General features: G+C 70.4%; 16 protein-coding genes. 10 read left to right on the top strand and 6 right to left on the bottom strand.

From position 1 onward, the window contains the following. Both dnaK and grpE read right to left on the bottom strand, forming a co-directional pair. Positions 1 to 1183 (bottom strand): molecular chaperone DnaK (dnaK, locus tag QZW52_RS08300; protein WP_293997234.1); only part of this gene is annotated, 1183 nt, incomplete at its 3' end. Between the two features lie 86 nt (positions 1184 to 1269). Beyond that, positions 1270 to 1827 (bottom strand): nucleotide exchange factor GrpE, encoded by a 558-nt coding sequence (gene grpE, locus QZW52_RS08295; protein ID WP_293997233.1) that lies wholly within the window; start codon positions 1825 to 1827, stop codon positions 1270 to 1272. 174 nt (positions 1828 to 2001) lie between these two features. On the opposite strand from grpE, the gene QZW52_RS08290 reads away from it, so the two are divergent. Both QZW52_RS08290 and QZW52_RS08285 read left to right on the top strand, forming a co-directional pair. Beyond that, positions 2002 to 2910 carry a DUF6502 family protein gene (locus QZW52_RS08290; RefSeq protein ID WP_293997232.1) on the top strand — a complete coding sequence of 303 codons (909 nt, stop codon included), beginning with the start codon at positions 2002 to 2004 and terminating at the stop codon, positions 2908 to 2910. Next, positions 2907 to 4424: a DUF5666 domain-containing protein gene (locus tag QZW52_RS08285; RefSeq protein ID WP_293997230.1), complete on the top strand. Its 1518-nt coding sequence runs from the start codon at positions 2907 to 2909 to the stop codon at positions 4422 to 4424. The genes QZW52_RS08290 and QZW52_RS08285 overlap by 4 nt, the downstream gene beginning before the upstream one ends. A 22-nt stretch (positions 4425 to 4446) precedes the next feature. Here QZW52_RS08285 and QZW52_RS08280 read toward each other — a convergent pair whose 3' ends face one another. The 3 genes from QZW52_RS08280 to QZW52_RS08270 are packed head-to-tail and all read right to left on the bottom strand — an operon-like array spanning position 4447 to position 7083. After that, entirely contained in the window at positions 4447 to 4908 is a 462-nt protein-coding gene (locus QZW52_RS08280) for an RNA-binding S4 domain-containing protein (RefSeq protein WP_293997227.1), read from the bottom strand. Then, positions 4905 to 6398, bottom strand: a complete 1494-nt coding sequence (locus tag QZW52_RS08275) for a sensor histidine kinase (protein ID WP_293997224.1) — start codon at positions 6396 to 6398, stop codon at positions 4905 to 4907. Before QZW52_RS08275 ends, QZW52_RS08280 begins: the two co-directional genes overlap by 4 nt. A 4-nt stretch (positions 6399 to 6402) precedes the next feature. Further along, entirely contained in the window at positions 6403 to 7083 is a 681-nt protein-coding gene (locus QZW52_RS08270) for a response regulator transcription factor (RefSeq protein ID WP_293997222.1), read from the bottom strand. Between the two features lie 143 nt (positions 7084 to 7226). On the opposite strand from QZW52_RS08270, the gene QZW52_RS08265 reads away from it, so the two are divergent. From QZW52_RS08265 to kynB, 5 genes are read left to right on the top strand one after another with little or no spacing between them, the layout of a single operon-like run. After that, positions 7227 to 8186 (top strand): Bug family tripartite tricarboxylate transporter substrate binding protein, encoded by a 960-nt coding sequence (locus QZW52_RS08265; RefSeq protein WP_293997220.1) that lies wholly within the window; start codon positions 7227 to 7229, stop codon positions 8184 to 8186. A 3-nt stretch (positions 8187 to 8189) separates the two neighbouring features. Beyond that, the gene (locus QZW52_RS08260; protein WP_293997217.1) at positions 8190 to 8720 is read left to right on the top strand and encodes a tripartite tricarboxylate transporter TctB family protein; all 531 of its coding nucleotides are present in this window, start codon (positions 8190 to 8192) and stop codon (positions 8718 to 8720) included. 8 nt (positions 8721 to 8728) lie between these two features. Continuing rightward, positions 8729 to 10213 (top strand): tripartite tricarboxylate transporter permease, encoded by a 1485-nt coding sequence (locus QZW52_RS08255; protein ID WP_293997236.1) that lies wholly within the window; start codon positions 8729 to 8731, stop codon positions 10211 to 10213. A 3-nt stretch (positions 10214 to 10216) separates the two neighbouring features. Further along, the gene (locus tag QZW52_RS08250; RefSeq protein WP_293997214.1) at positions 10217 to 10834 is read left to right on the top strand and encodes a hypothetical protein; all 618 of its coding nucleotides are present in this window, start codon (positions 10217 to 10219) and stop codon (positions 10832 to 10834) included. Further along, on the top strand, positions 10831 to 11478 hold the full coding sequence (gene kynB / locus QZW52_RS08245) for an arylformamidase (protein WP_293997211.1): 648 nt from the start codon (positions 10831 to 10833) through the stop codon (positions 11476 to 11478). Before QZW52_RS08250 ends, kynB begins: the two co-directional genes overlap by 4 nt. Positions 11479 to 11503: 25 nt before the next feature. Here the strand turns inward: kynB and hemH are convergent, their stop codons facing one another. After that, a complete protein-coding gene (hemH, locus tag QZW52_RS08240; protein ID WP_293997209.1) occupies positions 11504 to 12601 on the bottom strand; it encodes a ferrochelatase in 1098 nt (365 codons plus the stop codon). Between the two features lie 56 nt (positions 12602 to 12657). On the opposite strand from hemH, the gene QZW52_RS08235 reads away from it, so the two are divergent. The 3 genes from QZW52_RS08235 (at position 12658) to QZW52_RS08225 (ending at position 17218) form a co-directional block, all read left to right on the top strand. Further along, positions 12658 to 13365, top strand: a complete 708-nt coding sequence (locus QZW52_RS08235; RefSeq protein WP_293997206.1) for an HAD family hydrolase — start codon at positions 12658 to 12660, stop codon at positions 13363 to 13365. Between the two features lie 131 nt (positions 13366 to 13496). Beyond that, entirely contained in the window at positions 13497 to 15017 is a 1521-nt protein-coding gene (locus tag QZW52_RS08230) for an efflux RND transporter periplasmic adaptor subunit (protein ID WP_293997204.1), read from the top strand. Beyond that, a complete protein-coding gene (locus tag QZW52_RS08225; protein WP_293997201.1) occupies positions 15014 to 17218 on the top strand; it encodes a hypothetical protein in 2205 nt (734 codons plus the stop codon). Before QZW52_RS08230 ends, QZW52_RS08225 begins: the two co-directional genes overlap by 4 nt. The last annotated feature ends 4 nt before the right edge of the window (positions 17219 to 17222 follow it).

The following is a 17222-nucleotide window of genomic DNA, read 5'->3' as shown; positions in this document are numbered from 1 at the left end:
CGTCCAGCAGCAGCACGTCCTTGCGGTCGCCGCCCAGCACCTGGCCCTGGATCGCGGCGCCGACCGCCACGGCTTCATCCGGGTTCACGTCCTTGCGCGGCTCCTTGCCGAAGAACTCCTTGACCTTGTCCTGCACCTTGGGCATGCGGGTCATGCCGCCGACCAGGATCACGTCGTCGATGGCGCTGACGGCCACGCCAGCGTCCTTCATCGCGGTGCGGCAGGGGGCGATCGTGCGCTCGATCAGCTCTTCCACCAGCGACTCCAGCTTGGCGCGGGTCAGCTTGATGTTCAGGTGCTTCGGGCCGCTGGCGTCGGCCGTGATGTACGGCAGGTTCACGTCCGTCTGCGACGAGTTCGACAGCTCGATCTTGGCCTTCTCGGCGGCTTCCTTCAGGCGTTGCAGGGCCAGCACGTCCTTGGTCAGGTCAACGCCCTGTTCCTTCTTGAACTCGGTGACGATGAAATCGATGATGCGCTGGTCGAAGTCCTCGCCGCCCAGGAAGGTGTCGCCGTTGGTGGACAGCACTTCGAACTGCATCTCGCCGTCAACGTCCGCGATCTCGATGATGGACACGTCGAACGTGCCGCCACCCAGGTCGTACACGGCGATCTTGCGGTCGCCCTTGCCGTGCTTGTCCAGACCGAAGGCCAGCGCCGCGGCGGTCGGCTCGTTGATGATGCGCTTGACATCGAGACCGGCGATGCGGCCCGCGTCCTTGGTGGCCTGCCGCTGGGCGTCATTGAAGTAGGCCGGCACCGTGATCACGGCTTCGGTCACTTCTTCGCCCAGGTAGTCCTCGGCGGTCTTCTTCATCTTGCGCAGCACTTCGGCGCTGACCTGCGGCGGGGCCATGCGCTTGCCGCGAATTTCCACCCAGGCGTCACCGTTGTCGGCGGGCGCGATGGTGTAGGGCATCAGGTCGATGTCCTTCTGCACTTCCTTCTCGGTGAACTTGCGACCGATCAGGCGCTTGACCGCGTACAGCGTGTTGCGCGGGTTGGTGACGGCCTGGCGCTTGGCCGAGGCACCGACGAGGATCTCGCCGTCTTCCTGGTAGGCGATGATGGACGGCGTCGTGCGCGCGCCTTCGCTGTTCTCGATCACCTTCGTGGTGTTGCCTTCCATGATGGCCACGCACGAGTTGGTGGTGCCGAGGTCGATGCCGATGATTCTGCCCATGATGCGGATGCTCCGGAAATTGCTTGGTTGTCTGTGATTTGTGGCTGATCGGGCCGGTTTCAAGGCCCGAACATGCTGGAGTCGTCTTACTTCGGCGCGGCCACGGTGACGAGGGCCGGGCGCAGCACCCGCTCGGCAATGAGGTAGCCCTTCTGCAGCACCACCACGACGGTGTTGGCGTCCTGGTCGGCGGGGACCACGCTGATGGCCTGGTGCTGGTGCGGGTCGAACTTGGTGCCGACCGGCGGGCTGATCTCGACGACCTTGTTGCGCTCCAGCGCCTGGACCAACTGCCGCAGGGTGATGTTGACGCCTTCGAGCACCTGCTCCAGCGAGCCTTTGCCGCTGGCGTGGGTGGCCAGCGCGGCTTCGAGGCTGTCCTTGACCGGCAGCAGGCTCTCGGCGAAGCCCTCGACCGCGAACTTGCGCGACTTGGCGATTTCCTCGTCGGCGCGGCGGCGCGTGTTGTCGGCCTCGGCCTTGGCGCGCAGGTAGGCGTCGGCGAGTTCGACGTTCTTCGCTTCCAGCTCGGCGATGCGGGCAGCATGTTCGTTGGCCGCGGCCTCGACCGTTTCGGTGGTGGCCGTGTTCAGCGCAGCGGGTTCGGTGTCTTGGTAGGGGGCAGCGTGTTGGGTGTCGGACATGGGGGTCGTTTCCTGGCCTGTTTTTGCAGCAACTGGAATGCGAAATGAGGATGCCCCTCCAGACTTCAAGGGGTCCTGTGACAGAAGTTGACGATTCGCCACACGGTTGCCGTGTGAGAACTGTCACACTTGCAGCTTGACCGCTCCTCTGGTGGGCGGCCGTATTTTCCGAAGATGACCGATTCGATTTCGCCCACCCCTGCCGAGCAGGCGCTCGACGACGTTGCCGTGATGCTGGCGCCCCTGGTGCGCTGGTTGCTGGTGCAGGGAATTCCGCTGAATGCCCTGGTGCGGACGCTGCGCGGTGTCTACCTGTCCGAGGCCCATGACGACCTGGGCCGCCGCGGTCGCCGGGTGACGGACTCCGCGCTCAGCGTGCTGACAGGCATCCACCGCAAGGAAGTGCGCGTCTTCATGGAGTCCCACCACGAATCCACGGGGGCTGCGGCTGCCAGCGTGCCACGTCTGGCCCCCACGCCCGCAGCCACGCTGTTCACGCAGTGGATCACCGATCCCGGCTACCGCGTCCAGGCGGGTGAAGCGGAGGAAGTCCGGCGCGAGCTGCCCCGCCATGGCCCGGCGCCGAGCTTCGAGGCGCTGGCCCGCGAGGCTTCGCGCGATGTCCATCCCCGCACCCTGCTGGAGGAGCTGGAGCGGCTGGAGCTGGTCGAGGTGCAGCCGGAGCAGGTGCGCCTGCTGTCCGACCGCTTCGTGCCGCCGGTGCATGACCCGGCAGCGGTGCGGACGATGGCGGTCAACGTGGCCGACCACATCGCGGCGGCGGTCCACAACCTGCGTGCCGACACGCCTGCGCAGCGCCAGCTCGAACAAAGCGTCTACGCCGATGGACTCAGCACCGAATCCGCTGTCCACCTGGGCGAGGTGGCGCGCCAGCTCTGGGGCGTGGCGCTGGAAGGCATGGTGCGCGAGGCACGGGTGCGGATTGCGCAGGACCACGACCGTGGTCAGCAACCGACAGCCGAGCCTTCTGCACAGCGTGACACCCGCGTGCGCTTCGGGATTTATTACCATCTTGAAGTGAACAAATCGAGCGACACCAACACTTCGGGGAGAACTGAATGAGACGCACGGTGATGCGACGGGTCGGTCTGGCGGCGACGGTGGTGGGGCTGGTGCTGGCGGCGCTGGTGGCCTGTGGTGGTGGCAGCGTGGGCACCAATGGCACGGGCAGTCCGGTCATGGTCGGCCTGAGTGTCGGTACCGTGTCGGGGCTGGGCAGCGTGATCGTCGATGGTGCCCGCCACGACGACAGCGCCGCCAGGACCGAGATCAGCCGCAACGGCACCGAAGCCGAGGTGGGCGATGCGCGGCTGGGCCACCGGGTGTCGCTGGAGTTCGGCACGGACACGGCTGGCGCGCAGGTGCTGCAGCGCGTGGAGTTGCTGCCGAGCGTGGTGGGTCGGGTGAGCGAGCGCACGCTGGACACGCTGGGCGTGCTCGGCCAGACCGTCACGGTCAACAGCGACCCCGCCCGCGGCCCCATCACCGTGTTCGAGTCGCCGCTGAACAGCGTGGCGGATGTGCGCCTGGGCGATGCGGTCGAGGTCCACGCCATCGCTTACCGCACGGGGACAGGCACCAACGATGTGCGCCTCGTCGCCACCCGCATCGCGCCACGCTCGACGCTGGCGGTGGTGCGCGTCAGCGGGACCGTGGCACAGCTCTCGGCGGCGGCCAGCGGCGGTGCGCGCAGTTTCCGGCTGGGCGCGCTCACGGTGCAGATGCCCTCGGCCGCCGCCGTGCTGCCGTCAGGCACCACGCTGCTGGACGGACACGCGGTGACCGTGTTCGCCGCGGAGTCCGCTTTCGATGCCGCCGCCCTGTCCCTGGCCGCGACCCAGGTGCAGGTGACGGCGCTCGGGCAGACCAGCAGCGGTGGCGTGGCGAGCACGCTGCGCCGCGCCGGGCTGGTGGGCGGCTGGACGGGTTCCGCGTTCGAGCTGGACGGCGTGGCCTTGCTGGTCAACGCGGACACGCAGATCCTGTCGGCCGGCCAGCCGATCGCCAACGGCGCCTACGTGCAGGCCACGGCCACGCTCCACAGCAGCGGCCGCTGGCTCGCCACCCGCATCGAGCGGCTGACGAGCACCAGCGTGCCCACCGAACTGCGTGGCACGCTGGACGACTGGTCGGCGGCGTCGCGTACCTTCACGCTGCGCGACACGGCGGTGGCGCTGACGGCCAGCACACGGGTGGACCTCTCGGGCTGCGGTGCAGCGGCGCTGGTCAACGGGTTGTACGTGGAGGTCCAGGGCAGCGCCACCGCGCAGGGCATGACCGCCACCTCGGTGGCCTGCGAAGCCGAGCCGGCGGGCACGAAAAGCCGGCTGGAGCGGCGTGGTCTGGTGCTGAGCGCCAACGCGGTCACGCGCACGCTGACCCTGCGCCGCCAGCCCGGCGACCCGGTGCTCACCGTCACCTGGAACGACCAGACCTACCTGGGCGAGCCGCTGACCAGCGCCGCACTGGTGGCACTGGCCGGCACGGCGCGTGTCATCGAAGTCGAGGGCAGCCTGTCGCTGGACGGGTTGCAGATGGCCGCCCGCAAGATCACGCTGCGCGCGTCGGGTTCCTGAGCGGCGGACGCTGGCGGCCGGCTCAAGCGCCGCCGTCGTCGCCGTCGTCGAGCGAGGCGCTCCAGCGTTGCCACTCGACGAGCTGGCGGCGATCGGACTTGGTGGGCCGACCTTGCTCCATCGCCACCGCCGGATCGACCGCATAGGGCCGCCTTGCCTGCCACTCGGCCTGGGCGGCGAGGCTTTCCGGGGTTTCGGCGTACAGGCGCTGTGCTTGTGGTGCCGGGCCGCGCGCCTCCGACAGACCCAGCACCTGCACTTCGCGCGCCACCGGGCTGTTGCCCTGCCGCAGGCTCAGCCGATCACCGGGTCGCACTTCCCGCGAAGGCTTGGCGTGCTGCGCATTGACCAGCACCCGGCCACGCTCGATCTCGTCCCCGGCGAGGGTGCGTGTCTTGAAGAACCGCGCGGCCCAGAGCCACTTGTCGAGGCGCTGACCGGGTGTCGGCGCTGGCGGGGCGGGGGGGCGGGACTTGCTGCTCATGGGCTGGCGTCGGTGTCGGGAGGCGGTGGAGGATCGGCCAGGGGCAGGCGCACGGTGGCGTCCAGTCCGGTGGTGTGTCCGGCGTGGTCGAGGCGATTGTCCAGCACCAGTGCGCCACCGAGCGACTGCACGATCTCCTGGCAGATCGCCAGCCCCAGCCCTGCGCCGGAGCGCAGGTTGTCGCCGCTGCGGCCCGCGGCGAAGGGGCGGAACAGGTGTTCGCGCTGCCCGGGAGCGAGTCCGGGGCCGCTGTCGGCGATGGTCAGGGTGGCGTGGCGCGGATCGCTGTGCAGACGGATGGCGAGTGCCGACCCGTCCGGCGTGTTCTTGATGGCGTTGTGCAGCAGGTTGCGCACGAGTTCCCGCAGTGCCCAGGCGTGGGCACACACCGGTGCCGTGTCGGTCTCGATCGAGAACTCCAGCCCATGCTCGGCGATCAGCGCGGAGAGGTCGAGTGCCACGTCGCGCACCAGCCGGTCCCAGTGCAGCACCGGCGCCTGCCCCTGGTGGCGCAGTTGTTCGACCTTGGCCAGCGCGAGCATCTGGTTGGCCAGCTCGGTGGCGCCGTCCACCGTGTGCTCGATCTCGGCCAGCGCCTGCCGGGCGTCGATGTCGCCGCGGCGGGCGGACTGGACCTGTGTCTTCAGGACGGCCAGCGGCGTGCGCAACTGGTGCGAGGCATCGCGCACGAAGCGTTTCTGGTGGTCGAGCAACTGGGCCAGCCGCGCCATCATCGCGTTGTTGGCGTCGATCAGGGGCTGCAGCTCGCGCGGCGCCTCGTCGGCCAGCAGGGGGGTCAGGTCGCCATCGCCGCGCTGCTGCAACTGCGCACTGAGCTGGCGCACCGGCCGCGTCGCCCGCTGCACCACCCACACCACCACCCCCGCGATCACCGCGATCAGCGCCGCCTGCCGCCACAGCGTGCCCAGCAGCAGTGCGCGGGCGAGCGTGTGGCGCAGCTCCAGCGTTTCGGCGACCTGGACCATGGCCATGCCGACCCCGTCGCGCCCCGCCACCGGCTGCAGCAGCACGGCCACCCGCACCGGCTGCCCGCGGAACTCGGCGTCGTAGAAATCGACCAGCGCCGCGTAGACGCTGCGGGCTGGCAGGTGGCCATGCCAGACGGGCAGGTCGTCGAAGCCCGAGATCATCTGCCCCTGCATGTCGCTGATGCGGAAGTACATCCGGCTGCGGTTGTCCGCCTCGAAGGCTTCGAGTGCGGAATAGGGCACGGTGGCGGTGACGACCGTGCCCTGGCCATCGGCGCCGCGGGCGATGTCCAGGTGCTCGCCGATCGACTTGGCCGAGGCGAGCAGGGTGCGGTCGTAGGCGGTGTCGGCCGACTCAAGCGCCTCGCGGTAGACGCTGACGGTATTGAGCAGCACCAGCAGCACCACCGGCCCGAGGATGCCCAGCAGCAGGTAGGCGCGCAGCGACAGGTGTTCGTGCAGCCGGCGCCAGCGGGCGGGCAGCGATGGTGGTTCCGGCATCGACTCAGGACGCCGCCTTGAGCAGGTAGCCCAGGCCACGCAGCGTCACCAGTTGAGCGCCGGTCTGCGCCAGCTTCTTGCGCAGCCGGTAGACGACGACCTCGATCGCCTCGGCCTGCACGTCCGCCTCGCCCGGAAAGACCAGCTCGAACAGCCGCTCCCGCGCCACCGCGTGACCGGGCCGGGCGAGCAGGGCGCGCAGCAGGGCGAGTTCGCGGGCGGTCAGCTCCATCGGGGCACCCTGCAGACAGACGGCGCCGCTGTCGGCATCGACGTGCAGGCCGCAGAAGGTGTCGGGCTGGCGGTTCAGTCCGCTCGACGCCGCCCCCGAGCGGCGCACCAGCGCCCGCACGCGCGCTTCCAGCTCGTCCAGATCGAAGGGCTTGGCGAGGTAGTCGTCCGCGCCGGTGTTCAGTCCCAGGATGCGGTCGCCCACGGTGCCGCGGGCGGTGAGGATCATCACGGGGGTGGTCCAGCCGGCGGCGCGCGCACGGCTGAGCACATCGAGTCCATCCATGCCAGGCAGACTCAGGTCCAGCAGCACGGCGTCAGGCTGGCTCGCCTCCCAGCGGTCGAGCGCGCGGGCACCGTCATCGCAACTGACGATCTGGATGCCGCGCCGCTCGAAGGCCCGGCGCAGCGTGGTCTGCATCGTGGCGTTGTCTTCGATCAGCAGCAGTTTCATGGTGCCTAGCCTAGCGCGTCGGCCAGTGGGCGTTGTCCCGCCGGCACCCCGCATTTCCCCTAGGTCCGTGGACAGCGGTTTGACAGACAGCGCGGCGACCATTGGCACCATCCCCACCACCTTGATCCGCCCAGGAGTTCTCCATGCGTCGCGACACCTTCCTCAAGTCCCTGGCTGCCATGGCCGCCGCGGGCGTGCTGCCCGCGCAAGCCGCTGATGTCAACCTCAAGATGATGATCCCCGCCAATCCGGGCGGTGGCTGGGACGGCACCGGCCGCGCCCTCGGCAAGGCGATGCAGGACGCTGGCACCATCAACACCGTCCAGTACGAGAACAAGGGCGGTGCGGCGGGCGCGATCGGTCTGGCGCAGTTCGTCAACGGCAGCAAGGGCGATCCGAACACGCTGATGGTCATGGGCGCCGTGATGCTTGGCGGGATCATCACCGGCAAGCCGCCCGTGTCGCTGAGCGCGGCCACCCCCGTGGCCCGCCTGACCAGCGAATACAACGTCTTCGTCGTGCCGGCCGATTCGCCGTTCAAGACCCTGAAGGACGTGGTCGAGGCGGTGAAGAAAGACCCCGGCAGCGTCAAGTGGGGCGGCGGTTCGCGCGGATCGACCGAGCACATCGCCGCAGCCATGCTGGCCCGCGAGATCGGCGTGGACGCGACCAAGATCAACTACGTGCCCTTCCGTGGCGGCGGTGAAGCCATCGCGGCCATCCTGGGCGGCAACGTCTCGGTCGGTGGCAGCAGCTACAGCGAGTTCCAGCAGTACATCGATTCCGGCAAGATGCGGCCGATCTGCGCCACCTCGCCGACCCGCCTGAAGATCGCGCCGACCGTGCCGACGATGAAGGAGCTGGGCTACAACGTCGAGATCGGCAACTGGCGCGGCGTCTACGGCGCCCCCGGCATCACCCCCGCGCAGCGCAAGGCCCTGACCGACCTGCTGCAGAAGACCGTCAAGTCCAAGGGCTGGGCCGAGGCGCTGGAGAAGAACGGCTGGACCGACGCCTGGCTGCCCGGTGCGGCGTTCGACGAGTTCGTCGAGCGCGAGTTCGCGTCCCTGCGCGCCACGATGGTCAAGGCCGGGATGATCTGAGCCATGGCCGACACTGCGCGTGATGCTGCGCCGGCCGAGGCCATGCGCCACCAGACCTGTCTGGGTGCCGGGGTGGTGCTGCTGGCTTTGGGGCTGGCCTGGGGGGCGACCTCCATTTCTTCCGATGCGGGCTACGCTGGTGTCGGTCCCAATTTCCTGCCCTGGGTGGCGGCGGGTTTGCTTGGGCTGTGCGGCGTCTGGCTGGTCTGGGAAGCCCGCACCGGCGGCTTCCGGGACATGGAAGACACCGACGGCGCCGACCACGGCCACTGGCCCGGTTTCGCCTGGGTGTCGGCCGGCATCGTCCTCAACGCGCTGCTGCTCACGACGATCGGCTTCATCCTGAGCTGCGCGCTGTGCTTCGTGCTGGCGGTGCGCGGCTTCAAGTCGTCGGAAGGGCGGCTGGACCTCAGTCCGCGCGCCTGGATCACCGACGCGCTGATCGGCATGGCCATCTCCGCGCCGGTCTACTGGATGTTCACCAAGGCGCTGGCGATCAACCTGCCCGGCCTCACCTCGACGGGATGGCTGTGATGGACATGATGCACATCTGGGACCAGCTCATGCAGGGCTTCCTGACGGCGGGCACGCCGATCAACCTGCTGTGGGCGCTGGTGGGCTGCACGCTGGGGACGGCGGTCGGCGTGCTGCCCGGCATCGGGCCGGCGACGGCGGTGGCGATGCTGCTGCCGATCACGCTGAAGGTGGAGCCGACGGCGTCGATGATCTTCTTCGCCGGCATCTACTACGGCGCGATGTACGGCGGCTCGACCACCTCGATCCTGCTGAACACGCCGGGTGAAGCGGGGTCGATGGTGACGGCGCTCGAAGGCAACAAGATGGCCAAGAACGGCCGCGCCGGGGCGGCGCTGGCCACGGCGGCGATCGGCTCGTTCGTCGCCGGCACCATCGCCACCGTGCTGGTCACGCTGTTCGCGCCGATCGTGGCGACCTACGCCATCCGCCTCGGCCCGCCGGAATACTTCATGCTGATGCTGCTGGCGTTCTGCACCGTCAGCGCCGTGCTCGGCCAAAGCACGCTGCGCGGCCTGACGGCGCTGGGCATCGGCCTGGCGATGGGCCTGATCGGCATCGACCAGATCTCCGGCCAAGCGCGCTACACCGGTGGCGTGCCCGAGTTCATGGACGGCATGGAGGTCGTGCTGGTCGCGGTCGGCCTGTTCGCGGTGGCCGAGGCGCTGTACGCGGTGCTGTTCCAGGGTGGCGAGCAGGAAACGCAGAACGCGCTCAGCTCGGTCCACATGACGCGCGAGGAATGGCGGCGCTCGTGGCCGGCGTGGCTGCGGGCGACGGCGATCGGCTTCCCCTTCGGCACGATCCCGGCGGGTGGCAGCGAGATCCCGACCTTCCTCAGCTACGCGACGGAAAAGAAGCTCTCCAAGCACCCCGAGGAGTTCGGCACCACTGGCGCGATCGAAGGCGTGGCCGGCCCGGAAGCCGCCAACAACGCCGCGATCACCGCGACGCTGATCCCGCTGCTGACGCTGGGCATCCCGACCTCGAACACGACCGCGATCCTGCTGGGCGCCTTCCAGAACTACGGCATCCAGCCCGGCCCGCAGCTCTTCGACACCAACGCCAAGCTGGTCTGGGCGCTGATCGCCTCGCTCTACATCGGCAACGTGATGCTGCTGATCCTGAACCTGCCGATGGTGGGGCTGTGGGTCAAGCTGCTGAAGATCCCGAAGAGCTACCTGTACGCGGGCATCCTGATCTTCGCGACGGTCGGCGTCTACGGCATGCGCCAAAGCTCGTTCGACCTGCTGCTGATGTACGCGATCGGGTTGCTCGGCGTGGCGATGCGGCGCTTCAGCTTCCCGACCGCGCCGGTGATCGTCGGCATGATCCTCGGCCCGCTCGCCGAAGCGCAGATGCGCAACGCGCTGTCCATCGGCGAAGGCAAGTGGGGCATCTTCCTGGAGCGGCCGATGTCGGCGGTGCTGCTGGTGGTGGTGCTGATGGTGCTGGTCTTGCCGCGGCTGATGAAGCTGCGCAAGAAGGGCTGAGCCATGCTGCGGTGTCTCCTCGATGCGGATGCGCTGGCCTGGCTGCTGCGCCTGGACAGTGATCCGGCCCACGACGAACACCGCCTGGCCTGGCTCGCCGAGGCCCAGCGCCAGCGCGCCACGCTGCTGATCCCGGCGCCGGTGCTGGCCGACTGGCTGGTGGAGACCGGGCCGGCGGGTGACGCGGCGTTCAAGGCGCTGCGGGCCTCGCGCCCCGTCGAGGTGGCCACCTTTGACGAGCGGACGGCCCGCGAGCTGGTGCGGCTGCACACCTTCGCCAGCACCACCGACGACGACCGCTGGAGCCGCGCCAGCCGCGAGCAGCGGCAATTGGTGGCGCTGGCCGTCGTGCGGCAGGCGTCGCTGGTCGGCGAGGCACCGCGGCTCGATGCCGCGGCGGCGCTGGCCGGAGTGGCCTTCGTGTCCATGGGCGACATTGCGTCGCTCGGGGCGCCGCCGCAGCTCAGTCTGCCGCTGGATCCGGTGGAACCCGCCGCCGCAGCGTCCTTGGTGCCGCTGTCACCGCTGGACAAGGGTGTGTTCAGCGAGCTGGCCCAAGCTTTCCACGCCTTCGACAGCATGGTGTCTGCGCCACCAGCACCCGAGACCCCGCTGGCATGAGCGCGGACCCGCGGCGCCTGTGGGACATCTCGCCGCCGGTCGGCCCCGCCACGCTGGTGTACCCCGGCGACCAGCCCTACACCCAGCACTGGACTGCCACGCTCGGCCCCGGCTGTGCCGCCAACGTCAGCGCCATCACGCTGTCGCCCCACCTTGGCGCCCATGCCGATGCACCGCTGCACTATGCCGAGGGTGCCGCCGCGATCGGTGCAGTCGATCTGGCGCCCTTCCTTGGGGTGTGCCGCGTGGTCCATGCCATGGGCTGCGGGCGGCTGATCCAGCCCGAGCACCTGCGCCAGGCCGTGCGCCCGGTCGGTGTCGGCCTGCCGCCGCGGGTGCTGGTGCGCACCTGTGACCGGGCCGCGACGACCTGGACCGCCGATTTCACCGCCTTCGCCCCCGAGACGCTCGACTGGCTGGCGGGGCAGGGCGTGCGGCTGGTCGGGATCGACACGCCCTCGGTCGATCCGGCCGACAGTGCGGCGCTCGACAGCCACCAGCGCCTGCTGCGGCTCGACCTGCGCGTGCTGGAGAACCTCGTGCTGGACGATGTGCCAGCCGGTGACTACGAGCTGATTGCCTTGCCGCTGCGGTGGATGCACGCGGAGGCGTCGCCCGTGCGCGCGGTGCTGCGGTCGCTGTAGCGGTCGCTGTAGCGGCCGCTCTGGTTCAGACCTTGGCGCCGAGCGCGAGCGCCCGCTGACGCTGGCTTTCGAGGTCGGCCGGCCGCGGCTGCGCATCGGTCCGCACCGCCCAGCCGGCGGTGTGGTGTTCGACCAAGCCGCGCAGCGCGTCGATCCAGGCCGGGTGGTCGTTCAGGCAGGGGATGTGGTCGTAACGCTGCCCGCCTGCCGCCAGGAACACCTGCCGTCCCTCGATGGCAATCTCCTCCAGCGTCTCCAGACAATCCGCCGGGAAGCCAGGGCAGAAGATCTGCAGGTGCTGGACGCCTTTCTTTGCCAGCGCCTGCAGCGTCGGCTCGGTGTACGGCTCCAGCCACTTCGCCTTGCCGAAGCGGCTCTGGAAACTCAGCGACAGCGCATCCTTGCCCAGGCCGAGGCGCTCGCCCAGCAGCCGCGCCGTCTTGTAGCAGTGGCAGTGGTAGGGGTCGCCCAGCGTCAACGTCCGCTCGGGCACGCCGTGGAAGCTCAGCAGCAGGTGGTCGCCACGGCCCTCGCGCGCCCAGTGGTCCTGCACGCGCCGGGCGAGGGCCTCGATGTAGCCGGCGTCGTCGTGGTGCTGGCGGACCCAGCGGAGTTCGGGCAGCGTGCGCTGGCGGAGCTGCCAGTGGTGTACGTCGTCCATCACGCTGGCGGTGGTCGTGCCGGAATACTGCGGGTACATCGGCACGACCAGGATGCGGTCGCAGCCGGCGGCCTTCAGCGCATCCAGCTCGCCCGCGATGGACGGATTGCCGTAGCGCATGGCGTGGCGCACGGTGAGGGCCAGCCCGTGGGCGCTGACGTTGGCTTGCAGCAACTCGGCTTGCTTGCGCGTCCACACGGCCAGCGGCGAGCCTTCGGGCGTCCAGATGCTGGCGTACTTGGCGGCGGACTTGGCCGGGCGGGTGCGCAGGATGATGCCGTGCAGGATCGGCTTCCACACCGCTGGCGGAATCTCCACCACCCGCTGGTCGCTGAGGAACTGCGCCAGGTAGCGCCGCACCGCGGGCGCGGTCGGGGCGTCGGGCGTGCCGAGGTTGACGAGCAGCACGCCGACGCGGGCGGGGCTGCCGTGGCGGTATTCGGGTTCGGGTTGGGTTTTCATGGCGCGTGCATTCTCGCCGAGTCGGCCCAGTTCCGTGCTTCGTGGACACTGCGCGGATGATTACCGCACTCACCCTCGATCTGGACGACACCCTCTGGCCGGTCATGCCGACGCTGCTGCGTGCAGAAGCCGTGCTGCAGGACTGGCTGCGCGTCCATGCCCCGGCGACTGCTGCGGCCTTCGATGTGCCGACCCTGCAGCGCCTGCGCGGCGAGGTCACGCGGCGGCACCCCGAATTCGCGCACGACCTGACCACGCTGCGCCTCATCACCTTGCGCGAGGCACTGTCCGCCAGTGGCGATGACCCGGCGCTGGCCGAGCCGGCGTTCGCCGTGCTCTTCGCCGAGCGGCAGCGGGTGCAGTGGTATGCCGATGTCCGCCCGGCGCTGGAGCGGCTGGCGGCGCGGTTCCCGCTGCTGGCGCTGTCCAACGGCAACGCCGAACTCGCGCCGACCGGGCTGTCGCCGTACTTCGTTGGGGCGGTGAGCGCCCGTGGCTGCGGGGTTGCCAAGCCGTCAGCGCGCATCTTCGAAGCGGCTTGCGCGGCGTTGGGCTGCACGGCGTCGCAGGTGATGCACGTCGGGGATGACTGGCGGCTCGACATCGTCGGCGCGCGCCGGGCCGGGCTGCACACCGCCTGGATACGCCGCCCCGAAGCGGCGTTGCACCACGGCCCGTCCAGTCCGGAGGAGGACGATGCACCGGGTGGCCGGCATCTGCACCTGGACGATTTGCTCGCCTTGGCGGACGCGCTGGGCGCTTGAGGTGGTTGGGTGCGGCTGCGCGATTCGGGGTGCGGTTCGGGGGGATCTGTCCGGTGATTCGCGGTTTCTTCGCGCCTTGATCGGCCCTGTGCGGACGCCACACTGGCGGGCATTCATGGGTCTGTCCACCAGTGAGCACCTCCTCCGTTCCCCGTTCCCCCGCCCGCGAAGTGGCCGAGCCTGCCAGCCCGTCTGCGCAGGCCGAAGCGCGGTTGAATGCCGCGATGCGCGAATTGGCGGTCCCGCTGCCCACCGCGGTGGTCACGGTCACGGCTGCAACCGGGGCGGCGGTGCGTGCCATTCCGGCGGCCGATTGGCTGATGGAGACGGTGGGTGTGCTGCTGCACGCGCCGCGGGGGGCGGATGCGCTGCGGGCGCTGGTGCTGCACCTGGCGTCCGGGCTGCAGTGTGACCGGGTCGCGCTGGGACTGCGCCGGCAGACCCGCTCGGACCTGGAGGTGCTGGCCGTGTCGGACCTGCCGCGCCTGTCCGACGCCGCCGAACTCGTGCGCGATCTGCACGCCGCGATGCAGGAGGCCGCCGCCAGCGCCTGCACGCTCACCCACCCCGCCCGCCGCCACGGCCCGATGCAGGCGGGACTCGCCCACGTGCAGCTCAGCCGGGCGATGGGCGCGTGTGCCGTCTGCACCATTCCGCTGGGCGGGGACGGGCTGGTGCTGGGGGCGCTGACGCTGCAGCGCGACCTGGGCGCACCGTTCCGCACCGAAGAAATCCTCCGGCTGGAACAAGCCGCGACCTACCTGACGCCGCTGCTGCGCCTGTACCTGACGCGCTCGGCCAGCCGTGGTGCCGCCTCGCTGGTGGTCTGGCCGGCGTGGCTGGAGCCGCTGCGCCGACACGTCTGGCCGGTCACGCTGGGCGCGGCGCTGGTGGCCGGGCTGCTGCCGGTCCACCGGGAAGTGGTGGCGCCGACGCGGGTCCAGGGTTTGCACGAACGGCAACTGGTGGCCCCACGCGACGGATTCATCTCGGTCGTCTACGCCCGCCCTGGCGCGCAGGTCCAGGCCGGCCAGTCGCTGATCGATTTCGACGGCGAACAAGCCTCCAACGAACTCCGCACCGCCGAGGCCGCACTGGCACAGTCCGAGAGTGCCGTCTCCGAGGCACTGGCCCGCCACGACCAGGCCCAGATCGTCGTCCAGATGGCCAAGGTCGAGGAGTCCCGCGCCCGTGCCGATCTGGCCCGGCGTGACCTGGAGCGCGGCCGGGTGCTGGCGCCGCTCACGGGGGTCGTGGTCTCGGGCGATCTCAGCCGTTCGGTGGGGGCGCCGGTCAAGCGCGGCGAGGTGATGATGACCGTGGCGCCGGTGGACGGCTTCCGGCTGGTGCTCTGGGTGGACGAGCGTGACATCGCCGGGGTCCAGGTCGGCACGCTGGGCGCGCTGCGGGTGGCGGCCAAGCCAGGGCAGGCGCTGCCCATGGCGGTCACGCGCATCACGCCGGTGGCCCGTGTCCGCGAGGGGCGCAACGGCTTCGAGGTGGAGGGCGCCCTGGTGTCGGCCGCCGCGACGCTGCGGCCCGGCTTCGAGGGCGTGACGCGGCTCGACACCGGGCGCCACCCGCTCGCGGCGGAGCTGTTCGGCCGGTTGTTCGACTGGCTGCGCATGGGCTGGTGGACGCTGCTCGGATGAACCCGGAACCGCCCCTGACCGTCTCGGGCGAGGTGCTCGATGCCGTTCCGCTCGACAGCCCGTTCTGGTACCGGGTCGCGAACATCGTGCCCCGGCTGCGGCCCACGGTGCGTGTGCGCCACCGGGGCAGCGAGGGGGGCGCGCGCCATGTGCTCGCTGACCTGCTCACCGGGCGCCACCATCTGCTCGACGAGGCCGCCTGGTCGTTCGTCGGCCGCTTCGACGGTCGGCGCACCATCGGCGAGATCTGGACCTGGCTGAGCACCCGCGTGCCGCAGCCGCCGACGCAGCACGAGGTGCTGGAGTGGCTGGCCACGCTGGATGCGGCCGGGCTGCTGCAGTCTGACCGCCTGCCTGATCTCCAGGCCCTGATGCGCGGCGAGGCGCAGGTGGACCGACGCCGACGCCGCGCCTCGCTCAACCCCCTGTCCTGGCGCGTTCCGCTGGGTGATCCGACCCGCTGGCTGAGCCGGCTCGACCCGCTGGCCCATGCCCTGTCACACCCGCTGGCCTTGCTGGCGGTGCTGGTGCTGGTGGGCATTGGATGGATGCAGGTGGCGTTGCAGTGGCCGGCGCTGCAGGCCGATGCCCGCGAGCGGCTCGCCAGTCCGGCGTTCCTGGCGCTGAGCTGGGTGGTGTATCCGCTGATCAAGGCATTGCACGAACTCGGCCACGCGCTGGCGGTGCGACGCTACGGTGCCGAAGTGCAGCATGTCGGCATGGGTTTTCTGTATCTGGTGCCGGCGCCCTACGTCGATGCGTCGGCCGCCAGCGGGTTGTCACGGCGCCACGAGCGCATCCTGATCAGCGCGGCCGGCGTGCTGGTGGAGAGCGTGCTGGCGGCGCTGGGCGTGCTGGTGTGGTCGGCGGTACAGCCGGGATGGGTGCGCGACCTGGCGCTGTCGGTGGCGCTGGTCGGCGGAGTCTCGACGCTGCTGGCCAACGCCAATCCGCTGGTGCGCATGGATGGCTACCACATCCTCACCGACCTGCTCGACCTGCCCAACCTCGCGCAGCGCAGCCGGCGCTGGTGGATCGACCAGCTCCAGCGCCTGCTGGGAGTGCCGGCGGGTGCGGCGCTGCCGGACGGCACCTGGCTGCAGCGTAGCGTGACGCTCGGGTATGCACCGGCCGCATGGGTGTTCGGGATGGTGGTGGCGGTGTCGGCCTGTCTGTGGCTGGCGCAGACGGCGGCGATGCTGGCGCTGATGGCGGGAGCGATCGCGCTGTGGATGCAGGTCGGGCAGCCGCTGCTGGCGGGGTTGCGCTGGCTGGCACGGTCGCCCTCGCTGCGCGGGCGGCGGTTGCGCACGGCATTGCTGGGCATCGGCACGTTCGCGGCGCTGCTGGCGGGTGTGCTGCTCGTGCCGCTGCCGCAGGCCACCGTGGCGCAGGCGCAGGCGTGGATGCCCGAAGAGGCGCTGGTGCGTGCTCCGTCGGACGGGTTTGTCACCGCGGTCGAGGCGCCCGGTGACAGCGCCGTGCAGCCGGCCACGCCGCTGCTGACACTGCAGAACGAGGACCAGCCGGTCGAGCTGGCCAAGCTGCACGCCCGGCGCCTGGAGCTGGAGGTGCAGGTCAACCGGCTGCAGGTCCACGACGCCGCGGCGGCGCAACGCGCTGAAGCCGAGGCGGGCACGCTGCAACGCCGCGAGGCCGAGCTGGCCGAGCGCATCGCGCAGATGGCGATGCACAGCACCCGCGCCGGCCGCGTGAGCTGGATCGAGCCGCAGACGCTGCTTGGCCGCCATGTGCAGCGCGGCGAGGTGCTCGGCTATGTGCTGGCGGACGACCGGCTGGTGGCGCGCACGGTGGTGCCGGACGAGGAGATCGCCTGGCTGCTGTCGGGGGTGCGGGCCGTGTCGGTGATGCGGCCGGAAGCGCCGGGGCAGGCCCATGCCGGGCGCTGGGATGGCGTGGTGCCGGAGACGGGTTCGGTCTTGCCGGCGGCGGCGCTGGGGGTGCAGGCGGGCGGGCGCATCGAGACCGATCCGACCGACGCGGAGGGCCTGCGAACCCTGCAGCCCGTGGCGGTGATCGATGTGCAGGTGCCCGATCTGGCGGTGCAGCGGCTCGGGTCGCGGCTGCTGGTGCGCTTTGACCACGGTGCTCAGCCGCTGGGCGCACGCTGGTTGCGCCGCCTGCAGCAGCTCACGCTGCGCCACCTGGGCGAGGCCACTGACGTGCCGGGAGGGCGCTGAGGTG

Source organism: Sphaerotilus sp., from assembly GCF_013299175.1.
Taxonomy (GTDB): Bacteria; Pseudomonadota; Gammaproteobacteria; order Burkholderiales; family Burkholderiaceae_C; genus Sphaerotilus.
This window is presented reverse-complemented; position numbering and strand designations above follow the sequence as displayed.